This is a genomic window from Lichenibacterium dinghuense, from assembly GCF_021730615.1.
GTDB classification, from domain to species: domain Bacteria; phylum Pseudomonadota; class Alphaproteobacteria; order Rhizobiales; family Beijerinckiaceae; genus Lichenihabitans; species Lichenihabitans dinghuensis.
This window is the reverse complement of the sequence record NZ_JAJLMN010000001.1, coordinates 3,962,604-3,988,857: the sequence shown is the minus strand read 5'-3', so window position 1 is coordinate 3,988,857 and position 26,254 is coordinate 3,962,604. Positions and strand designations below refer to the sequence as shown.

24 protein-coding genes and 1 tRNA gene are annotated in these 26,254 nt (G+C 71.9%); 7 read left to right on the top strand and 18 right to left on the bottom strand.

The genetic code is table 11. The features are described 5' to 3' along the window. Nucleotides 1-13 precede the first annotated feature (13 nt). The 8 genes from L7N97_RS19035 to L7N97_RS19000 all read right to left on the bottom strand — a co-directional run bounded on the left by L7N97_RS19035 (nucleotide 14) and on the right by L7N97_RS19000 (nucleotide 7,263). Entirely contained in the window at nucleotides 14-484 is a 471-nt protein-coding gene (locus L7N97_RS19035) for a cytochrome c-type biogenesis protein (RefSeq protein ID WP_237479863.1), read from the bottom strand. After that, nucleotides 481-2,475: a heme lyase CcmF/NrfE family subunit gene (locus tag L7N97_RS19030; RefSeq protein WP_237479862.1), complete on the bottom strand. Its 1,995-nt coding sequence runs from the start codon at nucleotides 2,473-2,475 to the stop codon at nucleotides 481-483. Before L7N97_RS19030 ends, L7N97_RS19035 begins: the two co-directional genes overlap by 4 nt. Nucleotides 2,476-2,485: 10 nt before the next feature. Continuing rightward, the gene (gene ccmE / locus L7N97_RS19025) at nucleotides 2,486-2,980 is read right to left on the bottom strand and encodes a cytochrome c maturation protein CcmE (RefSeq protein WP_237479861.1); all 495 of its coding nucleotides are present in this window, start codon (nucleotides 2,978-2,980) and stop codon (nucleotides 2,486-2,488) included. A gap of 4 nt (nucleotides 2,981-2,984) precedes the next feature. Continuing rightward, a complete protein-coding gene (gene ccmI, locus L7N97_RS19020; RefSeq protein ID WP_237479860.1) occupies nucleotides 2,985-4,154 on the bottom strand; it encodes a c-type cytochrome biogenesis protein CcmI in 1,170 nt (389 codons plus the stop codon). Between the two features lie 55 nt (nucleotides 4,155-4,209). Continuing rightward, nucleotides 4,210-4,677, bottom strand: coding sequence for a hypothetical protein (locus tag L7N97_RS19015; RefSeq protein ID WP_237479859.1), 468 nt, complete (start codon nucleotides 4,675-4,677; stop codon nucleotides 4,210-4,212). Nucleotides 4,678-4,767: 90 nt separating this feature from the next. After that, the gene (locus tag L7N97_RS19010) at nucleotides 4,768-6,219 is read right to left on the bottom strand and encodes a sensor histidine kinase (RefSeq protein WP_237479858.1); all 1,452 of its coding nucleotides are present in this window, start codon (nucleotides 6,217-6,219) and stop codon (nucleotides 4,768-4,770) included. Continuing rightward, nucleotides 6,216-6,908, bottom strand: a complete 693-nt coding sequence (locus L7N97_RS19005; protein ID WP_237479857.1) for a response regulator transcription factor — start codon at nucleotides 6,906-6,908, stop codon at nucleotides 6,216-6,218. The genes L7N97_RS19010 and L7N97_RS19005 overlap by 4 nt, the downstream gene beginning before the upstream one ends. Before the next feature lie 25 nt (nucleotides 6,909-6,933). Beyond that, complete coding sequence (locus tag L7N97_RS19000) at nucleotides 6,934-7,263, bottom strand: PepSY domain-containing protein (protein ID WP_237479856.1); 330 nt, start codon at nucleotides 7,261-7,263, stop codon at nucleotides 6,934-6,936. 114 nt (nucleotides 7,264-7,377) lie between these two features. Between L7N97_RS19000 and L7N97_RS18995 the strand changes: the two genes are divergently transcribed. Genes L7N97_RS18995 through rlmB form a run of 3 tightly spaced genes read left to right on the top strand, consistent with a single transcriptional unit; the run spans nucleotide 7,378 to nucleotide 10,045 of the window. Beyond that, on the top strand, nucleotides 7,378-7,830 hold the full coding sequence (locus tag L7N97_RS18995; protein WP_237479855.1) for a MarR family winged helix-turn-helix transcriptional regulator: 453 nt from the start codon (nucleotides 7,378-7,380) through the stop codon (nucleotides 7,828-7,830). A gap of 2 nt (nucleotides 7,831-7,832) precedes the next feature. Continuing rightward, nucleotides 7,833-9,143, top strand: coding sequence for an MFS transporter (locus tag L7N97_RS18990; protein WP_237479854.1), 1,311 nt, complete (start codon nucleotides 7,833-7,835; stop codon nucleotides 9,141-9,143). 38 nt (nucleotides 9,144-9,181) lie between these two features. After that, nucleotides 9,182-10,045: a 23S rRNA (guanosine(2251)-2'-O)-methyltransferase RlmB gene (gene rlmB / locus L7N97_RS18985; protein WP_237479853.1), complete on the top strand. Its 864-nt coding sequence runs from the start codon at nucleotides 9,182-9,184 to the stop codon at nucleotides 10,043-10,045. Between the two features lie 65 nt (nucleotides 10,046-10,110). On the opposite strand, the gene L7N97_RS18980 is transcribed toward rlmB, so the two are convergent. After that, the gene (locus L7N97_RS18980) at nucleotides 10,111-10,977 is read right to left on the bottom strand and encodes a hypothetical protein (RefSeq protein ID WP_237479852.1); all 867 of its coding nucleotides are present in this window, start codon (nucleotides 10,975-10,977) and stop codon (nucleotides 10,111-10,113) included. Between the two features lie 346 nt (nucleotides 10,978-11,323). Between L7N97_RS18980 and L7N97_RS18975 the strand changes: the two genes are divergently transcribed. Both L7N97_RS18975 and L7N97_RS18970 read left to right on the top strand, forming a co-directional pair. Beyond that, nucleotides 11,324-11,650, top strand: coding sequence for a DUF485 domain-containing protein (locus tag L7N97_RS18975; protein WP_237479851.1), 327 nt, complete (start codon nucleotides 11,324-11,326; stop codon nucleotides 11,648-11,650). After that, nucleotides 11,650-13,344, top strand: a complete 1,695-nt coding sequence (locus tag L7N97_RS18970; protein ID WP_237479850.1) for a cation acetate symporter — start codon at nucleotides 11,650-11,652, stop codon at nucleotides 13,342-13,344. Before L7N97_RS18975 ends, L7N97_RS18970 begins: the two co-directional genes overlap by 1 nt. A gap of 234 nt (nucleotides 13,345-13,578) precedes the next feature. Here L7N97_RS18970 and lon read toward each other — a convergent pair whose 3' ends face one another. The 7 genes from lon to L7N97_RS18935 form a co-directional block, all read right to left on the bottom strand. Next, the gene (gene lon / locus L7N97_RS18965; protein WP_237479849.1) at nucleotides 13,579-16,002 is read right to left on the bottom strand and encodes an endopeptidase La; all 2,424 of its coding nucleotides are present in this window, start codon (nucleotides 16,000-16,002) and stop codon (nucleotides 13,579-13,581) included. Nucleotides 16,003-16,319: 317 nt separating this feature from the next. Continuing rightward, nucleotides 16,320-17,600, bottom strand: coding sequence for an ATP-dependent Clp protease ATP-binding subunit ClpX (clpX, locus tag L7N97_RS18960; protein WP_237479848.1), 1,281 nt, complete (start codon nucleotides 17,598-17,600; stop codon nucleotides 16,320-16,322). 216 nt (nucleotides 17,601-17,816) lie between these two features. After that, entirely contained in the window at nucleotides 17,817-18,446 is a 630-nt protein-coding gene (locus L7N97_RS18955) for an ATP-dependent Clp protease proteolytic subunit (RefSeq protein ID WP_237479847.1), read from the bottom strand. 98 nt (nucleotides 18,447-18,544) lie between these two features. Next, a complete protein-coding gene (tig, locus tag L7N97_RS18950) occupies nucleotides 18,545-19,960 on the bottom strand; it encodes a trigger factor (RefSeq protein ID WP_237479846.1) in 1,416 nt (471 codons plus the stop codon). A gap of 135 nt (nucleotides 19,961-20,095) precedes the next feature. Next, nucleotides 20,096-20,180, bottom strand: a tRNA-Leu gene (locus L7N97_RS18945). A 73-nt stretch (nucleotides 20,181-20,253) separates the two neighbouring features. Continuing rightward, nucleotides 20,254-20,400: a hypothetical protein gene (locus L7N97_RS18940; RefSeq protein ID WP_237479845.1), complete on the bottom strand. Its 147-nt coding sequence runs from the start codon at nucleotides 20,398-20,400 to the stop codon at nucleotides 20,254-20,256. Between the two features lie 195 nt (nucleotides 20,401-20,595). Next, complete coding sequence (locus L7N97_RS18935; RefSeq protein WP_309242819.1) at nucleotides 20,596-22,119, bottom strand: NAD(P)H-hydrate dehydratase; 1,524 nt, start codon at nucleotides 22,117-22,119, stop codon at nucleotides 20,596-20,598. A 187-nt stretch (nucleotides 22,120-22,306) separates the two neighbouring features. On the opposite strand from L7N97_RS18935, the gene L7N97_RS18930 reads away from it, so the two are divergent. Continuing rightward, nucleotides 22,307-22,645: a P-II family nitrogen regulator gene (locus L7N97_RS18930; RefSeq protein WP_237479844.1), complete on the top strand. Its 339-nt coding sequence runs from the start codon at nucleotides 22,307-22,309 to the stop codon at nucleotides 22,643-22,645. 96 nt (nucleotides 22,646-22,741) lie between these two features. Continuing rightward, entirely contained in the window at nucleotides 22,742-24,151 is a 1,410-nt protein-coding gene (gene glnA / locus L7N97_RS18925; RefSeq protein WP_237479843.1) for a type I glutamate--ammonia ligase, read from the top strand. 3 nt (nucleotides 24,152-24,154) lie between these two features. On the opposite strand, the gene L7N97_RS18920 is transcribed toward glnA, so the two are convergent. After that, a complete protein-coding gene (locus L7N97_RS18920) occupies nucleotides 24,155-24,397 on the bottom strand; it encodes a hypothetical protein (protein WP_237479842.1) in 243 nt (80 codons plus the stop codon). Nucleotides 24,398-24,403: 6 nt separating this feature from the next. After that, entirely contained in the window at nucleotides 24,404-25,882 is a 1,479-nt protein-coding gene (locus tag L7N97_RS18915; protein ID WP_237479841.1) for a S8 family serine peptidase, read from the bottom strand. Nucleotides 25,883-26,254: the final 372 nt, after the last annotated feature.

Genomic DNA, 26,254 nt, shown 5'->3' with positions numbered 1-26,254 from the left:
CGCGGCGGGCGTTTCAGCCGCGCGGCGGCTCCGCCATCAGCGCGTCGACGCGGGCCTGCTCGTCGGGCGTGAGCGGACGGGGCGCGTCCGACGGGCGCGGCCGGCGCAGCAGGGCGAGGCCGCCCAGCCCCACCACGAGCACCGGAGTCCCCCAGAGCAGCAGCGTCGCGGGCTCGAAGGGCGGCTTCAGCAGCACGAAGTCGCCGTAACGCTGCACCAGATAGGCGCGGATCTCGGCGTCGGTGTCGCCCGCCTTGAGGTGCTCGCGCACGATCAGGCGCAAGTCGCGCGCGAGGGGCGCCGCGGAATCGTCAATCGACTGGTTCTGGCACACGAGGCAGCGCAGGCCGGACGAAACCTCGCGGGCGCGGGCTTCCAGCTTGGCATCGGGCAGCACCTCGTCGGGCTCGACCGCGCGGGCGCCCCCCGCAGCGCCGAGCCCGGCCAGCAGCGCCAGGGCGGCGAGGGCGGAGCGGGCGCTCATTCGGCTGGCACCGGCGGGCGCGGCCCGGCCGCCGCGGCGCGGGGGCGGCGGAAGGCGACGCCGATGCGCAGCCGCCGGTCCGACAGCGACAGCACGCCGCCCACCGCCATGACGATCGCGCCGAACCAGATCAGCGACACCAGCGGTTTCCAGAACATGCGCGTGTCGATCGTGCCGTCCGAATGCTGGTCGCCGAGGCTGACGTAGACCTGGCCGAGCCCCAGCGTGACGATGCCGGCCGCGGCCACGGTCTGCTGCCGCGTGGCGAAGAAGCGCTTGGCGGGCGCGATCTCGGCGACCACGCGGCCGTCGCGCGTCACGACCGTCTCGGCCAGCGTCTCGCTGTAGTTCGGGCCGGGCCGCGGCACGAGCGCCGTGATGGTCACGCGGTAGGGCCCGAGGTCGACGGGCTGGCCGGGGTGGACGGCGGCGATGCGCTCGACGCCCCAGCCCGTCGCGGCGAGGCCGAGCAGCATCACGCCCATGCCGGCGTGGGCCACGGCGGTGCCCCAGGCGGAGCGCGGCAGGCCGGCGGCGCGCTCCGCCACGGCGCGCAGCGGCATGGGGCGTGGGCGCACCCGCAGCGCGACGTCGGTCAGCGCGCCGACGATGATGTAGGCCGCGAGCGCGGCGCCGAGCGGCGCCAGCACCGGGCCGCCGCGGGTGGCGGCGACCAGCACCACGGCCACGAGGAGCCCGATGCCGAGCGCCACGGTCAGGCGCTGCGCGGCACCGAGGAGGTCGCCGCGCTTCCAGGCCAGGGCCGGGCCGAAGGGCATGACGAAGAGCAGCGGCACCATGAGCGGGCCGAAGGTGAGGTTGAAGAACGGGGCCCCGACCGAGATCTTCTGGCCTGTCAGGGCCTCCAGCGCGAGCGGGTAGAGCGTGCCCACCAGCACGGTGGCGCAGCAAGCCGACAGGAACAGGTTGTTGAACACCAGCGAGCCCTCGCGCGATACCGGCGCGAAGATGCCGCCCACCCGCAGCATCGGCGCCCGCCACGCGTAGAGCGCGAAGGAGCCGCCGATGAAGAGGGCCAGGATCAGCAGGATGAAGGTGCCGCGCGTCGGGTCGCTCGCGAAGGAGTGGACCGAGGTCAGCACGCCCGAGCGGACCAGGAAGGTGCCCAGCAGCGACAGCGAGAAGGTCGTGATGGCCAGGAAGATGGTCCACACCTTCAGGGCCTCGCGCTTCTCCATCACGCTGGTGCAGTGGAGAAGCGCCGTGCCGGCGAGCCAGGGCATCAGCGACGCGTTCTCGACCGGGTCCCAGAACCAGAAGCCCCCCCAGCCGAGCGTGTAATAGGCCCAGTAGGAGCCCATGGCGATGCCGAGCGTCAGGAACGTCCAGGCGAGCAGCGCCCAGGGCCGCACGAAGCGCGCCCAGCCGGCGTCGACGCGGCCGGTGATGAGCGCGGCCGCCGCGAAGGAGAAGACGATCGAGAAGCCGACGTAGCCGAGGTAGAGCAGCGGCGGGTGGATCGCGAGGCCGAGGTCCTGCAGGATCGGGTTGAGGTCGCGCCCCTCCACCGGCGGCCGGGCCACGCGGGCGAAGGGGTCGCTGGTCAGCAGGATGAAGAGCAGGAAGGCCGAGGCGATCCAGCCCTGCACGGCGAGGGTCGCGGAGCGCAGCACGACCGGGATGCCGGGGCCGAAGGCCGCCACCAGGGCGCCGAACAGCGCCAGGATCAGCACCCAGAGCAGCATCGAGCCCTCGTGGTTCCCCCACACGCTGGCGATCTTGTAGACGAGCGGCTGGGTCGAGTGGGTGTTCTCGACCACGTTGACGAGCGAGAAGTCGCTCGCGACATGGGCCACCGTCAGGCAGGCGAAGCTGTAGGCGATGAGGGCGAACTGGCCGAGCGCGACCGGCACGGCGGTGCCCATCAGGGTGAGGTCGCGGCGGACCGAGCCCCACATCGGCAGGACGGACTGCACCAGCGCCAGCGCCAGCGCCAGCACCAGGGCGAAATGGCCGGTCTCGTCGAACATGCGGGGCGCCTCAGCGGATGGCGGCCGAGGCCGAAGCCGGCAGCAGCGCCGGCGCCGCCGAGGCGGTGTTGCCGTCGGGCTGCCACTGGCCGCTCTTCTTCAGCGCGTCGGCCACCTCGCGCGGCATATAGGTCTCGTCGTGCTTGGCCAGCACCGAATCCGCCGTGAACTGGCCGGGGCCGGTCACCGTGCCCTCGGCCACCACGCCCTGCCCTTCCCGGAACAGGTCCGGCAGGATGCCTGTATAGGACACGCGCACGTCCCTGGCGTTGTCCGTCACCGCGAAGCGGACGGTGGCGTCGCCCTCGCGCGTCAGCGAGCCCTTCTCGACGAGGCCGCCGATGCGCAGCCGCGTGCCGAGCGCCGGGGCCTTCTCGGCGAATTCCGTCGGCCCGTAGAAGAACACCACGCTGTCGCGCAGCGCGAAGAGCGTCAGCCCGGCGGCGACGCCCATTACGCCGAGCGCGCCCGAGATCATGACGAGCCGTTTGGTCTTGCGCCGCATGGCCTCAGCTCTCCAATCCGAGTTCACGCGCCAGGCTGTCGAGCTGGCCCAGCACCTGCGGGTCGCCGGTCATGCTGCGGCGGGCGTCGGCCAGGGCCTTGACGGCCTTGTCCTGCTCGCCCAGCACGCGGTAGGCCCGCACGAGGCGCAGCCAGCCGGCGGCGTCCTGGCCGTTCTCGGCGAGGCGCGCGGCGAGCCCGTCCACCATGCCGCGGATGGCGGCCTGCTGCTGCCCGGCCGGGAGCGAGGCGATCGCGGCCGCGCCGGCCGGCATGTTCGGCGGCAGGGCGGCGCCCGACATCGGCCCGCCCGGCGCCGCGGCGGGCCGCGCCATCGGGGAGGACGCTTCGGCCCGCGCGGGGACGGGCGGCGCGCCGTCGAGTTCGGCCACGCGCTCGCGGACGACGGGGAGGTAGGGCGCCTCGGGGGGTGCCTCGCGGATCAGCGCGTCCCAGGTCGCGCGGGCCTTGGCCTTGTCGCCGTCCTGCAGGGCCGCGAGCCCGATGAAGAAGCGCGCCTGCGGCAGGGCGGGGTCGTCCTTGAGCGCGGCGTCGAAGACCTGGCGGGCGTCGCCCGTGACGACGCCGTCGGCCTGCAGCACCAGGGCCTGCCCGAGTTCCGCCTCGCGGGACGGCGAGCGGCCGAGCACGCGGATGATGTCCCGGTAGGTCCTCACGGCGTCGTCGAACCGCCCCATCCGCATGTAGACGGGCGCCATGATCTCAAGGCCGCGGCCGTCGTTCGGGTCGGAGGCGAGGTGGGCCTCGATCTTGGCGATGGCGGAGGCGAAGTCGGTCTTGCCGGCCTCGCGGGCCGCGAGGGGCGCGTCGGGCTGGCTGGGGTGCCCGACCTCGGCGTAGAGCCCGGCCGCGGCGGCCACCACGAAGGCGCCCGCGATCCCCGCGGCGGCGACGCGCCGGCGGGCCGCCGCGGGCGCGGCGCCGGTGGCCTCGGACGCCTGGATAAGGCGCCGGCCGAGCTCGACGCGGGTCGCCTCGACGTCGGCGGGGCGCAGGATGCCGCGGTCGACGTCGGCGTCGAGCTCGCGCAGCTGGTCGCGGTAGAAGGAGACGTCGGTCGCGTCCGCCGCCGCGTTCGCGCGCGGGCGCAGCAGCGGCCAGGACACGCAGATCACCGCGGCGATGGCCATGAAGGCGAAGGCTAACCAGACCATGCCCGTCTTTTAGCGCCTCCTCACCGGGGCGGGAACGCCAAAACGGGCGGCATGCTCAAGAGGTCACATGCCAGTTGCCGTCGAGGTCGCGGCAGCCCGTGCCCTTGCCGGTCTGCGGCCGGCCGCCGAAGAAGATCGTCGAGGTGAAGGAGCGGCACTCGGCCGGGGCGCCGTCGGCCGGGATCGCGGTGGCGGCGGCCGAGTTCGGGCCGGGCACCACGAAGCCGTAGACGCCGCCGGCCCCCTTCCAGCTGCGGCGCTCGCCCGACGCGATCGCGCCGTCCTCCGCCGCGAGGGCCGCCTTGCGGTCGGCCTCGGGCAGCTTCGACCCGGCCGGGCCGCCGAGGAAGCCGCCGTAGTTGACCGGCACGGGCAGCGGCGCGGCCGGGACGGGGGCCGGAGCCGGGGCGGACAGGGATGCGAGGGACACGCCGCCCGTGCCCGTGCTCGAACAGCCGGCCAGCGCCGACGCGCCCATCACAGCCGCAGCGACGAACGCCGCCCGTTTCCCGATCCCCGCCATGCCGCCCCGATCCCCTCGACTCACGGTGGGCGCGCGCCCGCGCGCCCCTCCGGGACACGATAACACCGAAAGTCTTTCTCGAAGCTCGCCTCACACGGGATTCGGGCGGAAATCGGTACGGCTCCCCGGCAGGCGGAGCACGGCGCGCAGGCCGCCGAGCGGGCTCTCGTCCAGCGTGAAGCTGCCCCCGTAGGTGCCGGCGAGGTCGGTGACGATGGAAAGGCCGAGGCCCGAGCCGGGCTTCGATTCGTCGAGGCGGCGCCCGCGCCGGGCCACCTGGCCGCGGGCCTCCGCGTCGAGCCCCGCGCCGTCGTCGTCGACGAAGATCAGCAGGGCCGAGGGGCCGAGCTCGCCGGGGTCGTTCGTGGTCTCGACCGTGACGCGCACCCGCCCCGCGGCCCACTTGCCGGCGTTGTCGACGAGGTTGCCGACGAGGTCCTCGAGGTCCTGCTTCTCGCCGCGGAAGCGCAGGCCGTCCGGCAGCACGGCCTCGAACACGATGTCGCGGTCGCGGTAGATCTTGCCGAAGGTGCGCACGAGGCCGTCGATCACCGGTCGCACGTCCGTCACGGTGCCGATCACGGTCGAGCGCGCCGCCGCGCGGGCGCGGTCGAGGTAGTGGGTGACCTGGTCGCGCATGATGCCGACCTGGTCGCGCACCTTGGCGGCGAGCCCGTCCGGCTCGGCGGCGCCGGGCGCCGACACCTCGTTGACGATGACGCTGAGCGGCGTCTTCAGCGCGTGGGCGAGGTTGCCGACGTGGGTGCGGGCGCGGTCCACGATCTCGCGGTTGGCGACGATGAGCAGGTTCAGCTCGTTGGCGAGGGGCGCGATCTCGCGCGGGTATTCGCCCTCGATCCGCTCGGCCTCGCCTTGGCGGATGGCCGCGACGCCGGCGCCGAGCTGGCGCAGCGGGCGGAGGCCGAAGCGCACCTGCAACACGGTCGACAGGATGAGGGCCAGGGCCAGCACGGCGAGCGTGACCTCCAGGGCCACGTTGAAGGATTGGATGTCGAGCTCGACCTCCTCGGGCGAGGCCGCGACCTGGACGAGGTAGCGGTGCTTGTCGTCGGTCTCGATGTCGCGCTCGACGAGGCGCAGCCGCCGGTCGTCCGGCCCCATCGCGTAGCCGCGCCGGATGCCGGCGAAGTCCGATTCGACGCCGTCGCCCGGCAGCCTGGGCAGGCGCTCGGCGAAGAGCGAGCGCGACGCGCGGATGTCGTTGGGGTCGCCGTCGAGCGGCGTGATCTGCCAGTACCAGCCGGACAGCGGCAGCTCGAACATGGTTTCGCCGAGCTGGCCGAGGTTGGAATGGTTCTCGTCGCCGGGGTCGCCGAGGTTGGCGGCCAGCGCCCTGACGTAGACCGACAGGCGCTGGTCGAAGTCGGCCTCGGCCGAGCGGCGGTTGATGGCCGACAGCGTCACGCCGGCGAGCAGCAGGATCAGCACGCTCCAGAACGCGGCCGACAGGAACAGCCGCGTCGCGATGGATCCGCGGCCGAAGCGGTCGAAGGCGCGGCGGGCGCCCGCCCCCACGCTCACGCGTCCTTCTTGGCGGGCTTCTTGTCGCCCTCGGGCGGGGCCACGAGGTAGCCGAGGCCGCGCATGGTCTGGATGACCTCGACGCCGAGCTTGCGGCGCAGGCGGCCGACGAAGACCTCGATCGTGTTGGAGTCGCGGTCGAAGTCCTGGTCGTAGAGGTGCTCGACGATCTCGCCGCGCGACACGATGCGGCCGGTGTGGTGCATGAGGTAGGACAGCAGCCGGTACTCGTGCGAGGTGAGCTTCACGGCGTTGCCGTCGACCGACACGCGGCCCGCGCGGGTGTCGAGCGTGACGGGGCCGCAGGTGAGCTCGGCGCTGGCGTGGCCGGCGGCGCGGCGCAGCAGGGCGCGCACGCGGGCCAGCACCTCCTCCATGTGGAAGGGCTTGGCCACGTAGTCGTCGGCGCCGGCGTCGAAGCCCTTGACCTTGTCGCTCCAGCGGTCGCGGGCGGTGAGGATCAGCACCGGCATGGTGCGGCCCCCCGCCCGCCAGGCTTCCAGCACCGCGATGCCGTCGCGCTTGGGCAGGCCGATGTCGAGCACCACGGCGTCGTAGGGCTCGGTGTCGCCGAGGAAGTGCCCCTCCTCGCCGTCGTAGGCGCGGTCCACGGCATAGCCGGCGCCCTCCAGCCCCGCCACGATCTGGCGGTTCAGGTCGCGATCGTCCTCGACAACCAGGAGCCTCATGGCGCTGTCCTCGCGGTGGTTCGGATCAGGGTTTCGGGCGCTGGCCGAGGGGCGTGCCCGTGGCGGCCGACACCAGGCGGTGGGTGACGGGGCCGTCCCGGCCGAGCAGCGTCACGTCGTAGACCAGCTCGCCGCGGAACCAGCAGAGCTGGATGTCGATGGCTTCCGCGTTCGACAGGTCGGAAGCCTGCCGCATCGCCCGGATCGGGGGTACGAGCCCCTTCTCGAAGAACAGCTCGCGCGCGCGGGCGGGGCGCACGCAGGCCAGCGGCGCGACGTCGTCCGGGGGACCTTGGGCCAGCGCGGGCCCGCATTCCAGGGCCAGCACGGCCAGGATGAGGGCGGCACGCGTCATGAGGGCACACTAAGCCGCGCCGCTGAATAGCCCGTGAATGCGGCGGCCGGTTTGACGCGGCCCCGATTGGGTGCATATACACGCATCATCGGCGACGGCGCGGGGTGGGGGGCGATGGACATCCAATGCACCTGTTCGGCGCTCCGCATGGCGGCGCGTCGCCTGAGCCAGGACTACGACGCCGCCCTGGCCCCCGAGGGCCTGACCGTGTCGCAATATGCCGTGCTGGGCAACCTCGCCAAGTGGAGCGGGGACGCGCCGCCCAGCATGACGGAGTTGTCCGACCTGCTCGGCCTCGACCGCACGACGCTGGCCCACAACCTGCGCCCGCTGGAGCGCGACGGCTTCCTGGCCGTTCTGCCCGACGCGCGCGACGCGCGGCTGCGCCGCGTCGCCCTGACGGCGGAGGGCCGCGCCAAGCGCGAGCGCTGCCTGCCGCTGTGGCGCGCCGCGCAGGACCGGTTCGACCGCAGCTTCGGCACCGAGGAGGCGCGGGCGCTCCGCGCGAGCCTCCTCGCCCTGGCGCGCCACACGGAAGCGGCGCCGGCCGCGACGGAAGGGGATTGACCATGCTGGCCCGACGATTGAACGCCATCCTGGCCCGGCGCGGCATCCACTACGCCTGGGTGGTGGCCGCGCTGACCTTCCTGGCCATGCTGACCACGGCGGGCGCCATGGGGCTGCCCGGCGCGCTGATCCTGCCGCTCCACGCCGAATATGGCTGGTCCACCGCCACGATCTCCTCGGCGCTGGCCCTGCGCATCCTGCTGTTCGGCCTGATGGCGCCCTTCTCGGCCGCCTTCATCCTGCGCTTCGGCCTGCGCGCCGTGGTGGTCTGCGCCGTGGCGCTGATCTCGGCCGGGCTGCTGCTCGCGACCGCCATGACGTCCTTCTGGCAGCTGCTCGTCCTGTGGGGCGTCGTGGTCGGGCTCGGCACCGGCCTCACCGCCATGGTGCTCGGCGCCACGGTGGCGAACCGCTGGTTCACGAAGAGCCGCGGCCTCGTGCTCGGTCTGCTCACCGCCAGCGCGGCGACGGGCCAGCTCGCCTTCCTGCCGCTGGCGACGCAGCTCGTCAGCCACGTCGGGTGGCGCGCCGCCGTGGTGCCCACGGTGGCGGCCTGCGTGGCCGTGGCGGCGCTGGTGGCGCTGTTCATGGTCGACCGGCCGGAGGACCTCGGGCTCGGCGCCTACGGCGAGGAGGCGCGCGGCGCGGCGCCCCTGGCGGCCGCGCCCGCCTCCGCCGGCCCCGGCCCGGTGCGCCGGGCCGTTCTGACGCTGCGCGAGGCCGCCGGCGTGCCGGCCTTCTGGGCGCTGTTCGCCACCTTCTTCATCTGCGGCCTGTCCACCAACGGCCTGATCCAGTCCCACTTCATCTCCTTCTGCGCGGACTTCCAGCTCGGCGAAACCGACGCCGCCTCGGTGCTGGCCATGATGGGGATCTTCGACTTCGTCGGCACGGTGGCGTCGGGCTACCTGTCCGACCGGTTCGACAACCGCTGGCTCCTGTTCTGGTATTACGGGCTGCGCGGCCTGTCGCTGCTGTGGCTGCCCCACTCCACCTTCACGCTCTACGGCCTGTCGATCTTCGCGCTGTTCTACGGGCTCGACTGGATCGCCACCGTGCCCCCCACGGTGCGCCTCGCCGCGAAGAGCTTCGGGCGCGAGAAGGGGCCGCTGGTGTTCGGCTGGGTGTTCACGGGCCACCAGCTCGGCGCCGCCGTCGCCACCTACGGGGCCGGCGCGGCGCGGACGGGGCTCGGCACCTACCTGCCGGCCTTCTACGCCGCCGGCGTCATGTGCCTCGTCGTGGCCCTCGTGGCGCTGGCCGCCGGAACGCGGCGGGACGGCGTTGCCATCGTGGCCGTGCCGGCCGAATAGGGAGGCCCGCGGCGCCCGGCCGCGCCGCGAGTCTCAACTTGTCGACCAAGAAGCCCCACCATCCCGGCAAGCCCCGGAGCACCGGCCGACCCGACGCCCGCCCGCCCGGCTCCGGCGCCTCGCGCCGCCCGCCCCCGCGCGGGGGAGACGGCGACCGGCGCCCGCCCGCGCCGCCGCCCGACACCGTCTACCTGTGGGGCACCCACGCCGTGGTGGAGGCGCTGGGCTCGCTGCGGCGCAAGGTGCTGCGGATCTCCGCGACGGAGGGCGCCGCCGAACGCGTGGCGGAGCTGGCGGCCGACCGCGGCGTGCCCGTGACGGTCGTGTGCGCTGAGGCGATCTCGGCGCGGCTGCCGCGCGACGCGGTGCACCAGGGTCTGCTGCTGGAAGCGCGGCGGATCGAGCCCATCGCGCTCGACGACGTGCCGGACGACGGCGTCGTGCTGATCCTCGACCAGATCACCGATCCCCACAACGTCGGCGCCATCCTGCGCACCGCCGCGGCCTTCGGCGTCTCCGCCCTCGTGATGCAGGACCGGCACGCGCCCGACCTCGGCGGCACCCTCGCCAAGGCGGCGTCCGGCGGGCTCGAACACGTGCCCGTGGCGCTGGTGGTCAACCTCGCCCGCACGCTCGACAAGCTCGGCGAGCGCGGCTTCCTGCGGGTCGGGCTGGATTCGGACGGCGACGGGTCGCTGGAGGCGATGGAGCTGCCGCGGCCCCTGGCGCTGGTGCTCGGCTCGGAGGGCGACGGGTTGCGGCGCCTGACGCGCGAGCGCTGCGACGCCGTCGCGCGGCTCGACATGCCGGGCCCGATCAAGAGCCTCAACGTGTCGATCGCCTGCGCGGTGGCGCTGACCGTGGCGCGCCTGAAGGCGCCGACCGGGACGACCTCTGCCTGACCGCCCCGCGATGCGGGCGCCGGCTCGTCCACCCCTCCCCCGGCCTCGTCGGCCGGGGCGGGGGATCAATAGGCCGTGCCGATCCCGTAGCGGTACACGACCGGCTCGCGCCGGACGCCGCAGGCGCAGCCGGCGGCCGCGTCTCGATAGGCGTTGACGACGCGCACGCCCGGCCCGACGTCGGCGGAGGCCGCGTAGGCGTAGCGGTCGTCCGGGCTGTAGGGCGCGTAGGGGCTCGGGCCGAGCGGCGGCTCGGCGAAGCGGGCGGCGAGGGGCGTCTCGGAGCGGTAGGCCACCCCGCCGCCGTTGCCGTACAGGCTCTGCGTCCCGTAGGTGCCCTGCCCGCCGTAGGTTCCGGACTGGCCGTAGGTCCCCTGCCCCCCGTAGACGCCGGCATCGCCGTAGGTGCCCGGCGCGCCGTAGCCGCCGTATCCGCCGTAGCCGAGGCCCCCGCCGAAACCGCCGACGAAGCCGCGGCCGGCGGCGAAGCGCCGGCGTCCCGCGCCCACCCCTTCAAAGCGCCGGACCGCGCCGTAGCGCAGGCCGGTGCGGACGTGACCGTAGGACACGGCACCGCCGACCGTCAGCGGCGCGAGGCCGCGCCCGAAGTCCGGGACGCCGCCTCGGGCGAAGCCGCCGAGGCGGGCTCCCGTATTCGTGTGGCCGTAGGCGGAGAAGTAGGGGCGGCCGCCCGCGCCCTCGTGGATCACGCCCGAGACCGGGGGCAGGCCGCGTCCGCCGCCGAAGCGACCGCCACCCGCGCGGAATCCGCCGCCGAAGCCGGGGTGGCCTCCGAAGCCGCCGCGGACGCCCCCCATCGGCCGGAACGCGCCGCCGCCATGGCCGCCGGCTCCCCCCGCCCAGGCGTCCCACGTCGGCAGGGTCGACAGGACGAGCGCCAGAACGACGCTGTCGAAGGTTCTGGCGTGCATGTCCGCGCTCCGAAGCGGGACGACCCCGCGGGGGGACAATTTAGGATTTATCCACCTTTGGCCCAGGCATCGGCGCAGATGTGGTTAACGCATATCAGACTTGCGAAATGACAATGGTTCTCATACCGTGACGGCATCCGATCGGGTGGCGGTTCCGCCCCGGATCGGTCGATCAAACACAGGGATGGAAGCGCGGGCAGATCCCCGATGCGCTCCGCGGTCGGGATCGGCGCAGCCACGGGCTCGGCGCCCGCCCCTCCCGGAGCCTCGCGGATCGGACGCCGGACAACGGCGCGCCCCGGCTCAGCCATCCCCCGATGACGGACATCACGGCGGGAGGGGCCTCATGCTCGACAGGCAGAGCACAGCGACGATAGACGAGACAGGGCGGATCATACGCGATCCGACCTTCCAGACTTTGGTGAAGGAGCGCACGAGCTTCGGCTGGACGATGTCGATCGTCATGCTCGCGGTCTACCTGGCCTTCATCTTCCTGGCGGCCTTCGGCAAGAGCTTCATGGCCGCGACCATCGCCGGCTCGTCGATCTCCTGGGGGATCGTGCTCGGCGTCTTCACCATCGTCTTCGCCTTCGCGCTGACCGGCATCTACGTGTCGCGCGCCAACGGCCGCTTCGACGAGCTCACCGCTCAGCTGAACCGGGACGCGCTGTGATGCGGCCGTCCCGCTCCCTCGCGGTCGCCTCGGCCGCCGTCGCTCTCACGGCCGCCACCGCGGCCGTCGCGGCCGGCCCCGACCTCGGCCAGACCGTGCAGAGCGCCACCAACTGGCCGGCGATCGTCATCTTCCTGCTGTTCGTGCTGCTGACGCTCGGCATCACCTATCGCGCCGCCATGAGCACCAAGACGGCGGCCGACTTCTACGCCGCGGGCGGCGGCATATCGCCGGGCAAGAACGCGCTGGCCATCGCGGGCGACTACATGTCGGCCGCGTCTTTCCTCGGCATCTCGGCCCTGGTCTTCACGTCGGGCTTCGACGGGCTGATCTACTCGGTCGGCTTCCTGGTCGGCTGGCCGATCGTGCTGTTCCTGATCGCGGAGCGCCTGCGCAACCTCGGCAAGTTCACCTTCGCCGACGTCGCGTCCTTCCGCCTCGACCAGACCGCGATCCGCGTGCTGTCGGCCGTCGGCACCCTCACGGTCGTGGCCTTCTACCTGATCGCCCAGATGGTCGGCGCGGGCTCGCTCATCAAGCTGCTGTTCGGCCTGCCCTACGGCTACGCCGTGGCGATCGTCGGCGTGCTGATGATCGTCTACGTGGCCTTCGGCGGCATGAAGGCGACCACGTCGGTGCAGGTCATCAAGGCGTGCCTGCTGCTCTTCGGCGCGACCGTCATGGCGCTGGCCGTGCTGTTCCATTACGGCTTCAACCCCAACGCCATGATGGCCGACGCGGTGAAGATCCAGCCCAAGGGCGCCGCCATCCTCGGCCCCGGCGGCTTCGTGGCCGACCCCGTGTCGACCATCTCGCTCGGCCTCGCGCTGATGTTCGGCACCGCCGGCCTGCCCCACATCCTGATGCGGTTCTTCACCGTCTCGGACGCGAAGGATGCTCGCAAGTCCGTGTTCTTCGCCACGGGCCTGATCGGTTACTTCTACATCCTCACCTTCATCATCGGCTTCGGCGCCATCTGCTTCCTGATGCCGGACTCGTCCTACTACACGATCAAGCCCGACGGCTCCTACGACAAGCTCACCGGCCTCATCGGCGGCGGCAACATGCCGGCGCTGGCGCTGTCCAAGGCGGTCGGCGGCTCGCTGTTCTACGGCTTCATCGCGGCCGTGGCCTTCGCGACCATCCTCGCCGTCGTGGCGGGTCTGACGCTGGCCGCCGCCAGCGCGGTGAGCCACGACCTCTACGCCAACGTGATCGCCCGCGGGCGGTCGAACGAGGGCCGCGAGGTGCTGATCTCCAAAGTGACCGCGGTGGTCATCGGGCTGATCGCCATCGCGCTCGGGTACGTGTTCGAGACCATCAACGTCGCCTTCATGGTGGGCCTCGCCTTCGCGGTCGCGGCGAGCTGCAACTTCCCCGTCCTGCTGATGTCGCTGATGTGGCGCGGCACGACGACCAACGGCGCCGTCGCGGGCGGTCTCCTCGGCCTCGTCACCGCCGTCGTCATGGTCGTCCTCAGCAAGGGCGTCTGGGTCGACGTGTTCCACAACAGCGCGGCGCTGTTCCCCTACAGCAGCCCGGCGCTGTTCTCGATGCCGCTGGCCTTCCTGGGCATCTACGTCGTGTCCAAGATGGACAACAGCCGCCGCGCCCAGCGCGAGCGCGCCCTGTTCGAGGCGCAGTTCGTCCGCTCCGAGACCGGGATTGGCGCGGCCGGTGCCCACGCGCACTGAGCCACGCACCGGCGAGGTCGGAACGGCGCCTCCGGGCGCCGTTTCGGTTCGCGGGCCAGGCCGCTCCGCCGCGGCCCGCGGTCGTCCAGACCCATCCCGACCTCCCGCGCCCTGAGCCGGGTCCGACGGACGAGGCCGGGGAAGCAGACCGGAGACCGAAGCCCCATCGACGAAGAAGGGCCGCGCATCCTGCGATGCGCGGCCCTTCCTGGTTTCGGCCCGATCCCGGTCGGGTCAGTGCGCGATCACGCCGGAAGCGTCGTCCTCGACCACCGCGGGCTTGCGCACGGCGGACAGGTCCTCCTCCCACTGGATCGCCGTCGGCTGGCGGACCAGGGCGTGGGTCAGGACCTCGTCGAGGCGGGACACCGGCACGATCTCCAGCGCGTTCTTCACGCTGTTCGGGATGTCGGCGAGGTCCTTCGCGTTCTCCTCGGGGATCAGCACCTTCTTGATCCCGCCGCGCAGGGCGGCGAGCAGCTTCTCCTTGAGGCCACCGATCGGCAGCACGCGGCCGCGCAGCGTGATCTCGCCCGTCATGGCGATGTCGCGCCGGATCGGGATGCCGGTGATGACCGACACGATCGAGGTCGCCATGGCGACGCCCGCCGACGGCCCGTCCTTCGGGGTCGCCCCCTCGGGCACGTGGACGTGGATGTCGCGCCGGTCGAAGAAGGGCGGCTCGACGCCGAAGTCGGTCGCCCGTGAGCGGACGTAGGAGGCCGCTGCCGAGATCGACTCCTTCATCACGTCGCGCAGGTTGCCCGTGACGGTCATCTTGCCCTTGCCCGGCATGGCGACCGACTCGATCGTGAGCAGCTCGCCCCCGACCTCGGTCCAGGCGAGGCCGGTGACGACGCCGACTTGGTCCTCCGCCTCGGCCTCGCCGTAGCGGAACTTCGCCACGCCGAGGTAGTCGGCGAGGTTGGCGTCCGTCACCTGCACGGAGGTCGAGCCCGACATCATGATCTCCTTCACGGCCTTGCGGGCCAGGTTGGAGATCTCGCGCTCGAGGTTGCGGACGCCGGCCTCCCGCGTGTAGCGGCGGACGACGGTCAGCAGCGCCTCGTCGGTGATCGACCACTCCTCCTTGGACAGGCCGTGCTTGGACACCGCCGCCGGGATGAGGTGGGTGCGGGCGATCTCGGCCTTCTCCTCCTCGGTGTAGCCGGCGATGCGGATGATCTCCATGCGGTCCATCAGCGGGCCGGGGATGTTGAGCGTGTTGGCCGTCGTCACGAACATGACGTTCGACAGGTCGTAGTCGACCTCGAGATAGTGGTCGTTGAACGTCGCGTTCTGCTCGGGGTCGAGCACCTCCAGCAACGCCGAGGACGGGTCGCCGCGGAAGTCCTGGCCCATCTTGTCGATCTCATCGAGCAGGAAGAGCGGGTTGGACGTCTTGGCCTTGCGCATCGACTGGATGATCTTGCCGGGCATCGAGCCGATGTAGGTGCGCCGGTGCCCGCGGATCTCCGCCTCGTCGCGCACGCCGCCGAGCGAGATGCGGACGAACTCGCGCCCCGTCGCCTTGGCGATCGAGCGGCCGAGCGAGGTCTTGCCGACGCCGGGGGGGCCGACGAGGCACAGGATCGGGCCGGTGAGCTTGTTGGCGCGGCTCTGCACCGCGAGGTACTCGATGATGCGCTCCTTGACCTTGTCGAGCCCGTAGTGGTCCGAGTTCAGGGTGGACTCGGCCAGCGGCAGGTCGCGCTTGATCTTGGAGCGCTTGTTCCACGGGATCAACAGCAGCCAGTCGAGGTAGTTGCGCACCACGGTGGCCTCGGCCGACATGGGCGACATCTGCTTCAGCTTCTTCAGCTCGGCCTGCGCCTTGTCGCGGGCCTCCTTGGAAAGCTTGGTCTCCTTGATGCGGTTCTCGAGCTCGGACAGATCGTCCTTGCCATCCTCGTCGCCGAGCTCCTTCTGGATGGCCTTCATCTGCTCGTTGAGGTAGTACTCGCGCTGGGTCTTCTCCATCTGGCGCTTGACGCGCGTGCGGATGCGCTTCTCCACCTGCAGCACGGAGATCTCGCTCTCCATCAGGCCGAGGCACTTCTCCAGGCGCTGGGCGACCGAGGTGGTCTCCAGGATGCCCTGCTTGTCGGAGATCTTGACGACGAGGTGGGACGCCACCGTGTCGGCGAGCTTCGGATAGTCGGAGATCTGGCCGACCGCGGCCACGACCTCGGGCGAGATCTTCTTGTTCAGCTTGACGTAGTTCTCGAACTCGCTGACCACCGAGCGGGCCAGCGCCTCGACCTCGACCTTGTCGAGCGGGTCGTCGGCCAGCGCCTCGGCGTCGGCCTCGTAGAACTCGTCGGTCCTCACGTACTTGCCGACCTTGGCGCGGCGCGAGCCCTCGACCAGCACCTTGACGGTGCCGTCGGGCAGCTTGAGCAGCTGCAGCACCGAGGCGAGCGTGCCGGTGGTGAAGATGGCGTCGGTGGCCGGGTCGTCGTCGGTGGCGTTCACCTGCGTGGCGAGCAGGATGAACTTGTCGGCCTTCATCACCTCTTCGAGCGCGCGGATGGACTTCTCGCGGCCCACGAAGAGCGGGACGATCATGTGGGGGAACACGACGATGTCGCGCAGCGGCAGGACCGGATAGGTGTCGATGGACCCTGGCGTGGCGGGGGCGCGTTTCGGACTGCTCATGCTGCATCCTGTCGGGAGGGAGACGCACGCCGGCGCTTCTCCTGAAGCCGCCGTCGGACATTCGCCGCGGCGCCCGACCGGGATGTGACCGGACGGGACCGAAGCGCACCGCGGGGCCAGACGACTGCACCCCGGGGCACGGAGCGACCGGATCGGGCGGCCTGAACCGCCCCGTCGCCGATGCCCTGATCAAAAGATGGCGGTCACCCGATCGTCATTCAAGGACTATCGCGGGCCGGCCGCGGGTCGATCCCGCCCCGAGCAAGCCCTGGACGGGAAAGGGCGGGACCGTCGCCGGCCCCGCCCCTTCGATCCCCTCAGGCGCTGGCCGCGCCCGTCCCGGTCTTCTCCGCCCCGCGTTCGGAGTAGATGTAGAGGGGCCGGGCGTTGCCCTCGACCACCTCGGGGCCGATCACCACCTGCTCGACCCCGTCGAGGCCGGGCAGGTCGAACATCGTGTCGAGCAGGATGCCCTCCATGATGGAGCGCAGCCCGCGGGCGCCGGTGCGCCGCTCGATCGCCTTCTTGGCGACGACGTTCAGCGCCTCGTCCTGGAACATCAGCTCCGTGGACTCCATCTCGAACAGCCGCTGGTACTGCTTCACCAGGGCGTTCTTCGGCTCCGTGAGGATCTTCTTCAGAGCCTCCTCGTCGAGGTCCTCCAGCGTGGCGATCACGGGGAGGCGGCCGACGAACTCGGGGATGAGGCCGAACTTCAGCAGGTCCTCGGGCTCGACCTTGCGGAACACCTCGCCGGTGCGCCGGTCGTCCGGGGCCTGGACCTTGGCGCCGAAGCCGATGGACGTGCCCTTGCCGCGGCCCGAGATGATCTTCTCCAGCCCCGCGAAGGCGCCGCCGCAGATGAACAGGATGTTGGTCGTGTCGACCTGCAGGAACTCCTGCTGCGGGTGCTTGCGGCCGCCCTGCGGCGGCACGGAGGCGACGGTGCCCTCCATGATCTTCAGCAGGGCCTGCTGCACGCCCTCGCCCGACACGTCGCGGGTGATCGACGGGTTGTCCGACTTGCGGGAGATCTTGTCGATCTCGTCGATGTAGACGATGCCGCGCTGGGCGCGCTCGACGTTGTAGTCTGAGGCCTGGAGAAGCTTGAGGATGATGTTCTCGACGTCCTCGCCGACGTAGCCGGCCTCGGTGAGGGTCGTCGCGTCCGCCATGGTGAAGGGGACGTCGAGGATGCGGGCGAGCGTCTGGGCGAGCAGCGTCTTGCCCGAGCCGGTCGGCCCGATCAGCAGGATGTTGGACTTCGCCAGCTCGACGTCGTTGTGCTTCTGCGCGTGGTTCAGCCGCTTGTAGTGGTTGTGCACCGCGACCGACAGAACGCGCTTGGCCTGGGGCTGGCCGATCACGTAGTCGTCGAGGACCTTGCAGATCTCGCGCGGGGTCGGGATGCCGTCGCGGCGGTTCACCAGCGAGGACTTGTTCTCCTCACGGATGATGTCCATGCACAGTTCGACGCATTCATCGCAGATGAAGACCGTCGGACCCGCGATCAGCTTGCGGACTTCGTGTTGGCTCTTGCCGCAGAAGGAGCAATACAGCGTGTTCTTCGAATCGCTGCCGCCGGCTTTTCCAACCATTGTCGTCTCCAGTCCGACCCGCTTCGCGCCGGGCGCGATTCGAATCATTTTTCAAGGATTAGCCGCGGCCGGCTAATGAAAGGTGCACCATGGGGGTCTGCGCGGAGCGGCACCGCGCCAGGGTCTCCGGGGGCCGACGTCCGACGCCAACACAGCTTTCCGGCGAGATCAAGCCCGGGGCGGGCGGCGTGCCCCGGGCCAGACCCGCGGCTCGCCTCACTTCGTCTCGGGCGCCTCGACGCGGACCGTCTCCACCTTGTCGATGATTCCGAAGGCCTGGGCCTCGTCGGCGGTCATGAAGTGGTCGCGGTCGAGCGTGCGCTCGATCGTGTCGTAGTCCTTGCCGGTGTGCTTGACGTAGATCTCGTTCAGCCGGCGCTTGATCTTGGTGATGTCCTCGGCGTGGCGCAGGATGTCCGACGCCTGGCCCTGGAAGCCGCCGGAGGGCTGGTGCACCATCACGCGGGCGTTGGGCAGCGCGTAGCGCATGCCGGCCTCGCCGGCGCAGAGCAGCAGCGAGCCCATCGACGCGGCCTGGCCGACGCAGAGGGTCGACACCTTGGGGCGGATGAACTGCATCGTGTCGTAGATGGCGAGGCCCGCCGTCACCACGCCGCCCGGCGAGTTGATGTAGAGCGAGATCTCCTTCTTCGGGTTCTCGGCTTCGAGGAACAGCAGCTGGGCGATGATCACCGAAGCCATGTTGTCCTCGACCGGCCCGGTCAGGAAGATGATGCGCTCGCGCAGCAGGCGCGAATAGATGTCGAACCCGCGCTCGCCGCGGCTCGTGTTCTCGATCACCTGCGGGATGAGGTAGTTGTTGTACATCGCGATCGGATCCTGCATCGGACCGGCCCTCTTCCCTGTCAGCGGCCCCGCGGGGCCATGCGTCGAATATATGTCCACCCCGGCGGAGCGCAACATGCGCCCCGCCGGGCACGGCGTCAGCCCTCGGACGGCTGCTCGGCGCCGGCCTGCTCGATGCCGGGAACCGACTTCGGCGCGCCGTCCTCGTCGTCCTGCGGCTTGAACAGCTCGTCGCGCGACACGGTGCGCTCGGTGACCTTGGCCTGGCCGACGATGTGGTCGACCACCTTCTCCTCGAACAGCGGCGCCTTGATCTCGCTCAAGGCCTGCGGGTTCTTGGTGTAGTGCTCCCACACGGCCTTCTCCTGGCCGGGGTACTGGCGCGTCAGCTCGACCAGGGCCTTGCCGACCTCGGCGTCCTCGACCTTGATGCCGGCCTTCTCGCCGACCTCGGCCAGCACGAGGCCCAGGCGCACGCGGCGCTCGGCGATGCGGCGATATTCCGCACGCGCCGCCTCCTCGGTCGTGTCCTCGTCGGCGAAGGTCTTGCCGGTGCGGCCCTGCTCGGCCCCGACCTGGCGCCAGATGTTGTCGAACTCCTGGCCGACGAGGCCCTCGGGCAGCTCGAAGCTGTAGCGCTTGTCGAGCGCGTCGAGCAGCGAGCGCTTGATGCGGTCGCGCGAGGCGCGGGAGAAGTCCTCCTGCATGCGCGACCGGATGGCGTCGCGCAGCGCCTCGAACGTGTCGAAGCCGAAGGTCTTGGCGAAGTCGTCGTCGAGCTTCTGCTCGCCCGGCGCGCCGACCTCGCGCACCTTGACGTCGAAGGTGGCCTCCTTGCCGGCGAGCTGGGCCGCGTTGTAGTCGGCCGGGAACGTCACCGTGATGCGGCGCTCCTCGCCGGCCTTGGCGCCGACGAGCTGGTCCTCAAAGCCGGGGATGAAGGTGTTCGAGCCGAGCACGAGCGGCGCGTCCTCGCCCTTGCCGCCCTCGAAGGGCACGTCGTCGATGCGGCCCTCGAAGTCGATCTTCAGGCGGTCGCCCGAGGCCGCGACGGCGTCGTCGCCCTCGCGCGGCGTGTAGGAGCGGCTGCCCTGCGCGAGCGAGTCGACCGAGCGCTGGATCTCGTCGTCGGAGATCTCGGCGACCTGGCGCTCCAGCTCGAGGTCCTCGAAGGAGCCGGTCTCGAAGGCCGGGATGGTCTCGACCGCGACCGTGAAGGACAGGTCGCCCTCGGCCTCCATGGCCCGCTCCACCTCGGCCTGGTCGGAGGCGAGGTCGATCTTGGGCTCCAGCGCGAGGCGGAGGTTGTTGTCCTCGACGATCTTGCGGTTGGCCTCGTTCACGGCGTTCTGCACGACGTCGCCCATGATGGAGCGGCCGTACAGGCGCTTCAGGTGCGACAGCGGCACCTTGCCGGGGCGGAAGCCGTTGATGCGGACCTTGTCCTTCATGCCGACGAGTTCGCCCTGGAGGCGGGACGCCAGATCGGCGGCGGGGAGCACGACCTTGTATTCGCGCTTGAGCCCGGAGGCGCTGATCTCGGTAACCTGCATCGTCTCAGTCCTTCACTCGTCTCGGTGCCGTGGGTCGGCGAAAGCAATTCCCGGGGCGCCGCAGGGCGGAGGACGGGTGCGAGGAAGGATCGGGCCGGCGCTGGCTCCGCGCGGCCCGGTGGGAACCTGCCGAAATGGTGCGGGCGGAGGGACTCGAACCCCCACGACGTGAGTCACTGGAACCTAAATCCAGCGCGTCTACCAATTCCGCCACGCCCGCCCGTCTCGCAACCGGCCAACCCGGACGGAGCGTCTTATCAACGCCCCCGGCCCGATGCAGCAAAAAAGTGGGCTCAGCGCAGCGGCTCGCGGAAAGCCGACACCGCGAAGGTGAAGAGCGCCCACACCGGCAGGGCGGCCTCGGGGGCAACCGTCGCGGCACGGGCGAAGGCGAGGGCCGCCGTCCCGAGCAGGACCGCGGCGACGGGCACGAAACGCATGGCAACCTCGCCGAAACGGCACGGCGGAGCGCCGCGCGGGGGCGAAGCCGCAAATCGGGGGCCGGACGGGAATGTGCCGGAACGGGACGGAGGTGGGCGGGTGGGCTGCCGCATCCACGCCCGTCCGCGGCTGCGCGTCTCCGTTGCCGTCCATGCCGGCCGACGATCACGGAGAGGAAGGAGGACGCGGCCCCGTCAGCGTCCGCCGTACCGCGCCAACAGCGCGCGGAGCACCGCCGGGAGCGCCTCGGGGAGGTCCTCGGAGATCAGCCCGGGGCCGTGGTGGTTCGCCACGGCGGCGTGGAGCCAGACGGCGGCGCAGGCCGCCTCGAAGGCCGGCATGGCCTGCGCCAGCAGCCCGCCCACCATGCCGGCCAGCACGTCGCCGCTCCCCGCCGTGGCGAGCCAGGGCGCGTCCTCGCCGGCGATCGCGGCGCGGCCGTCGGGGGCCGCCACGACCGTGTCGGGCCCTTTCAGCACCACCACGGCCCCGAGCCGCCGCGCCCCGGCCCGCGCGCGCTCGACCTTGGTGGGGGCATCGAGCACGCCGGCGGCGCCGTCGAACAGCCTGGCGAACTCGCCGTCGTGCGGCGTGACCACCACCGGCCCCCCCGCCCCGCGCACCAGCGCGGCCAGATCGTCGGCCCGGCCGGCGAAGAGCGTCAGCGCGTCGGCGTCGAGCACGGCCGCGCGCGGCGCCCCGCGGGGCTTCAGCGCCGCCGCGACCAGCGCCGGCGCGTCGGCGCCGTGGCCGAGGCCCGGCCCCATCACCACGGCGTTGAGACGCGCGTCGGCGAGGATGCCGGCCAAGGCCTCCGGCCCGTCGAAGGGCTTCAGCATCACGGCCGTGAGCTGCGCGGCGTGGATCGCCAGCGCGTCGGCGGGGCTCGCGACCGTGACGAGGCCGGCGCCGATCCGCAGCCCGCCGCGGGCCGACAGCCGCGCGGCGCCGAGCGTCGGCATCGGGCCCGACACGACGACGAGGTGCCCGCGGGTGTATTTGTGCCCGGCCGCGGCGGGGCGCGGGTAGTGGCGCTCCCAGAGGTCCGGCAGATCGTGGAACAGGGTCGCGCCGATGCCGTCCAGCACGGCCGGGTCGATGCCGATGTCGGCCAGCGTCACCGGCCCGCAGCGCTCGCGACCCGGCATCAACAGGTGGCCTGGCTTCAGGCGGAAGAAGGTCACGGTCTCGGTCGCGCGGACGGCGGGGCCCAGGGCGGCGCCGGACTCGCCCGACAGGCCGGACGGCAGGTCGACCGCCAGCACCGGCCGCCGCGCGGCCGCGACGCGCTCGACCAGCACGGCGGCGGCGCCGTCGAGCGGACGGGACAGGCCGGCGCCGAACAGGGCGTCGACCACGAGGTCGTGCGCGACGGGGTCGGCCCCGGCGGCGTCGCCGACCGGCCCGGCCCAGGCGGCCGCGGCCCCGGCCGCGTCGCCCCGGAGATGCTCAAGCGGCGCGAGCGCGGCCACGTCCACCGCGAAGCCGCGCCGCCGGAGCTCGGCCGCCGCCACGAAGCCGTCGCCGCCGTTGTTGCCGGGGCCGCAGAGCACCAGGGCGCGCCGGCCGCCCCGCGCGGCCAGCATGCGCTCCGCCGCGTCGGCGACGGCGCGGCCGGCCCGGTCCATCAGGACAGGGCCCGGCGTGCCGGAGGCGGCCGCGAGGCGGTCGGCATGGCCCATCTCGGCGGGCGTGAGGATCTCGATCGGGCGCTGCACGGCCGCACTCCCACAGTCGGCGGAACCGCCCGCGAAACCGGCGGTTCTCGCCACGATCCCGACACGTCGGGCTGAATCAGCCGTCGCGCGCGTGGCACGGGCGATGCTAAGCTCCGCGCATCGGCCGGGCCGCCCCCGCGGCGCCCGGTCCCGCAACGCTCGCGCCCCGGCACAGGTTGGACCCCGCATGAAGAAGATCGAGGCCATCATCAAGCCCTTCAAGCTCGACGAGGTGAAGGAGGCGCTGCAGGACGTGGGGCTGCAGGGCATCACCGTCACGGAGGCGAAGGGGTTCGGGCGCCAGAAGGGGCACACGGAGCTCTACCGCGGCGCCGAATACGTGGTCGACTTCCTGCCCAAGGTGAAGATCGAGATCGTGCTCGGCGACGACCTCGTGGACCGCGCCGTCGACGCCATCCGCCGCGCGGCGCAGACGGGGCGCATCGGCGACGGCAAGATCTTCGTGTCCACCATCGAGGGCGCGATCCGCATCCGCACCGGCGAGACCGGCAACGACGCGATCTGACGGGCCCGGGCGGCGGCGGGCCTTGCGCCGGCCGCGCGGGGCCTTGTAGTCCTCCGGCCGGCGGGGCGTCCCCGCGCGCCCGCACCGGAGCACAGCATGAAGACCGCACAGGATGTCCTGAGAGCCATCCGGGACCAGGACATCAAATACGTCGACTTCCGCTTCACCGACCCGCGCGGCAAGTGGCAGCACGTCACCTTCGACGTCTCCATCGTCGACGAGGACCTGTTCGCCGAAGGCGTGATGTTCGACGGCTCGTCGATCGCGGGCTGGAAGGCCATCAACGAGTCCGACATGACGCTCATGCCGGACCCCGAGACGGCCTGCATGGACCCGTTCTTCTCGGCCTCGACCCTGTCGATCGTGTGCGACGTGCTGGAGCCCGCCACCGGCGAGCCCTACGCCCGCGACCCCCGCGGCGTCGCCAAGAAGGCCGAGGCCTACCTGAAGTCCACCGGCATCGGCGACAGCGTCTTCGTCGGCCCCGAGGCCGAGTTCTTCGTCTTCGACGACGTGCGCTTCAAGGCCGACCCCTACAACACCGGCTTCGTGCTCGACGCGATCGAGCTGCCGTCCAACACCGACACGGTCTACGAGGGCGGCAACCTCGGCCACCGCATCCGCACCAAGGGCGGCTACTTCCCCGTGCCGCCGCTCGACTCGGCGCAGGACATGCGCGGCGAGATGCTGGCCGCCATGGCGTCGATGGGCGTCAAGGTCGAGAAGCACCACCACGAGGTGGCGTCCGCCCAGCACGAACTCGGCATGAAGTTTGACCGGCTGACGCTGATGGCGGACGGCATGCAGGCCTACAAGTACTGCGTCCACCAGGTCGCGCAGAGCTACGGCAAGTCGGCCACCTTCATGCCGAAGCCCGTGTTCGGCGACAACGGCTCGGGCATGCACGTGCACCAGTCGATCTGGAAGGACGGGGTGCCGTTGTTCGCGGGCGACAAGTACGCCGACCTCAGCCAGGAGTGCCTGTGGTACATCGGCGGCATCATCCGCCACGCGAAGTCGCTGAACGCCTTCACGAACCCGTCGACCAACAGCTACAAGCGGCTGGTGCCGGGCTACGAGGCGCCGGTGCTGCTCGCCTATTCGGCGCGCAACCGCTCGGCCTCGTGCCGCATCCCCTACACCAACAGTCCCAAGGCCAAGCGCGTCGAGGTCCGCTTCCCCGACCCGGCGGCGAACCCCTACCTGGCCTTCGCGGCGATGCTGATGGCGGGCCTCGACGGGATCCGGAACAAGATCGACCCCGGCGCCGCGATGGACAAGGACCTCTACGACCTGCCCAAGGCGGAGCTGGCGCAGATCCCCACCGTGTGCGGCTCGCTGCGCGAAGCCCTCGACAGCCTCAAGGCCGACCACGCCTACCTCACCGCCGGCGGGGTCTTCACGCAGGACCTGATCGAGAGCTACATCGAGCTTAAGATGGCCGAGGTGATGCGCTTCGAGATGACGCCGCACCCGGTCGAGTACGACATGTACTATTCGGTGTGATCCTCACAGGGCAGGTCCCGACCCGCGTCGGGGGGCGCGGGACCTGACGGGCTCGATCCGAAGCACGCCGCCGAACCTCGCCCGCACCGCCTCCGCGACCTCCGGCGCCGCGGAGATCTGCAGCCCGGGACCGTCGCGGCCGAGCACCTGGACGCCGGCCAGCGCCGCGACGGCGTCCTTCCAGTCCGCGGGAATGGGCGCTCCGGGGCGGGGCGCCAGGATGTATGTCCGGCCGCCGGGCGGCATCGGCCGTCACCTGGCTCGCGCGAGGCCGGCGCCGGCGAAGACCCGCGCCAGCCCCACCGCCATGGCCCGGCTCGCGAGCGCCGCGGCGGCGTAGTCCGCCCGTGCGGCCGAGCGAGGCATGGCGCGGTAGGTCGCGTCGCGGGACAGCAAGGCCGCCAGCGCCCCGACGGCGAGGGGGGCCGCCATCGAGGTCCCGCTCATCTCGGCGTAGGCCGGGGAGCCCGGCAGCGACCCCGGCACGGTCGAGATCACGGCCGCGCCCGCCGCCGCGCAGGCGAGATCGGGTCCGGCGTTGCTGAACGCCGCGAGGTAGAGGCCGCCGACGCCGAACCTGTCGAGCGTTCCCGGCAGGGATGCGGAGGCGTCGATGTCAGGCGGGAAGCTGCCGAGCAGCCCGAGCGCGGAAACAGCCGCGCATTCCGGGTAGGACGCGGGTGCGCTGACAGGGCCTCCCCCGCCGTTGCCCGCCGCGGCGACGCAGAGCGATCCTTCGCGGCGCGCCACGATGATGGCGTCCTGCTCGATCTCCGACGCTTCCCCGGCCAGGCTGAGGTTGATGAGGTCGGCGTTGTAGGTCGAGGCCAGCGACGACACCGCGAGGGCGATGTCGCCCTGGTTGGCGAGGCGATCCGGCGCGAAGACCCTCGCCATCCTGACCTCCGCGCCAGGTGACATCCCGCCGTAGTCGCCGCTGCCCGGCGCGGGCCGGGCGGCGATCAGCCCGCTCACGTGTGTTCCGTGATCCGAGGCGTCCCGGCCCTCCTCCACGCCGGGCATGAACCTGCCGTTCAGGAAGGCGCCGACCGGGAGCACGTGGTCGAGATAGGGGTGCGGTCCGACGCCGGTGTCCACCACGCCCACGACGAGGCCTTGCCCGGCGGAGATGTCGTAGCTCGGCATCCCGCTCAGGAGCTGCCACCACCCGAACGGCCCGCGGCGAGGGAGTCGGAGCAGTTGAACGGTCTGGCCGCCCTGCGGCGAGCGCACGGACGTGCCCCAGTAGCCGTTCTCCGGCGTGACCGCGGCCGCGACTGGCATCCAGATGTCCGGGTCGAAGGGGATTGCGACGCGCCCCCCGGCGTCGGACCGCGATCCCGCCGCGCAGGTCTCGGACGCCGAGCCGCGCTTCAGCAGCGTCGCCACCACGACGGCCCCTTGCACCGGCTCGCCCTCCGGTCCGCGCAGCAACAGCGACACGGAGCCGCCCACGCCGGGCCCGGCGGCGCCTCCGTCCGCGGCCGGGACCGGGACCGGAATTGGCGGGGCGAAGCGCAATGCGGCGCCCAGCGCCGCGGGCACCCTTGGCTTCTCGGGCTCGATGACGGCGTCCGTCGTGAGATCCTGGCGCTTGGCCGCCAGTTCCTCAGGATCGGCGTCGACGACCAGGACGCGCCGGGACACCGCGCCGCCGCCCGCGACGTCCGACACGAGGTCGGCATTCGGCAGGATCGAGCGCGACAGCCGCATCGCGAAAAGGTCGACCATGTCGGACCGCGTTCGACGGTCGCGATGCTGCGCCAGGAGTTGCGAGATCACGAAGCGGCGTCTGCGCTCGGGCTGTCGCGGGCCGGGGACCGGGGGCGCCGGCGGAGGTCCGCCGCCCCCCGAACCGGAGCCGCCCGCGTCCTCCACATCGATGGGCGGCTCCGTCGCGTCGGCGCCCCGCGGAAGGGTGGAAGCGGGGGAGATCGCAGCGTCGGCGAGCGGCGACAGAGGCGCTGGCTCAAGCGGCGTCGCCCCCCCGCCCGTCGCGGAGGGCGCCTCTCCCTCTAGGCGTCGCTGCGGTTCGGGCTGGCCTGGCTGCGTCGATGGCTTGGGAGCGGAGCGAGGCCGCGGGTCGTCATCGGGCATGATGGG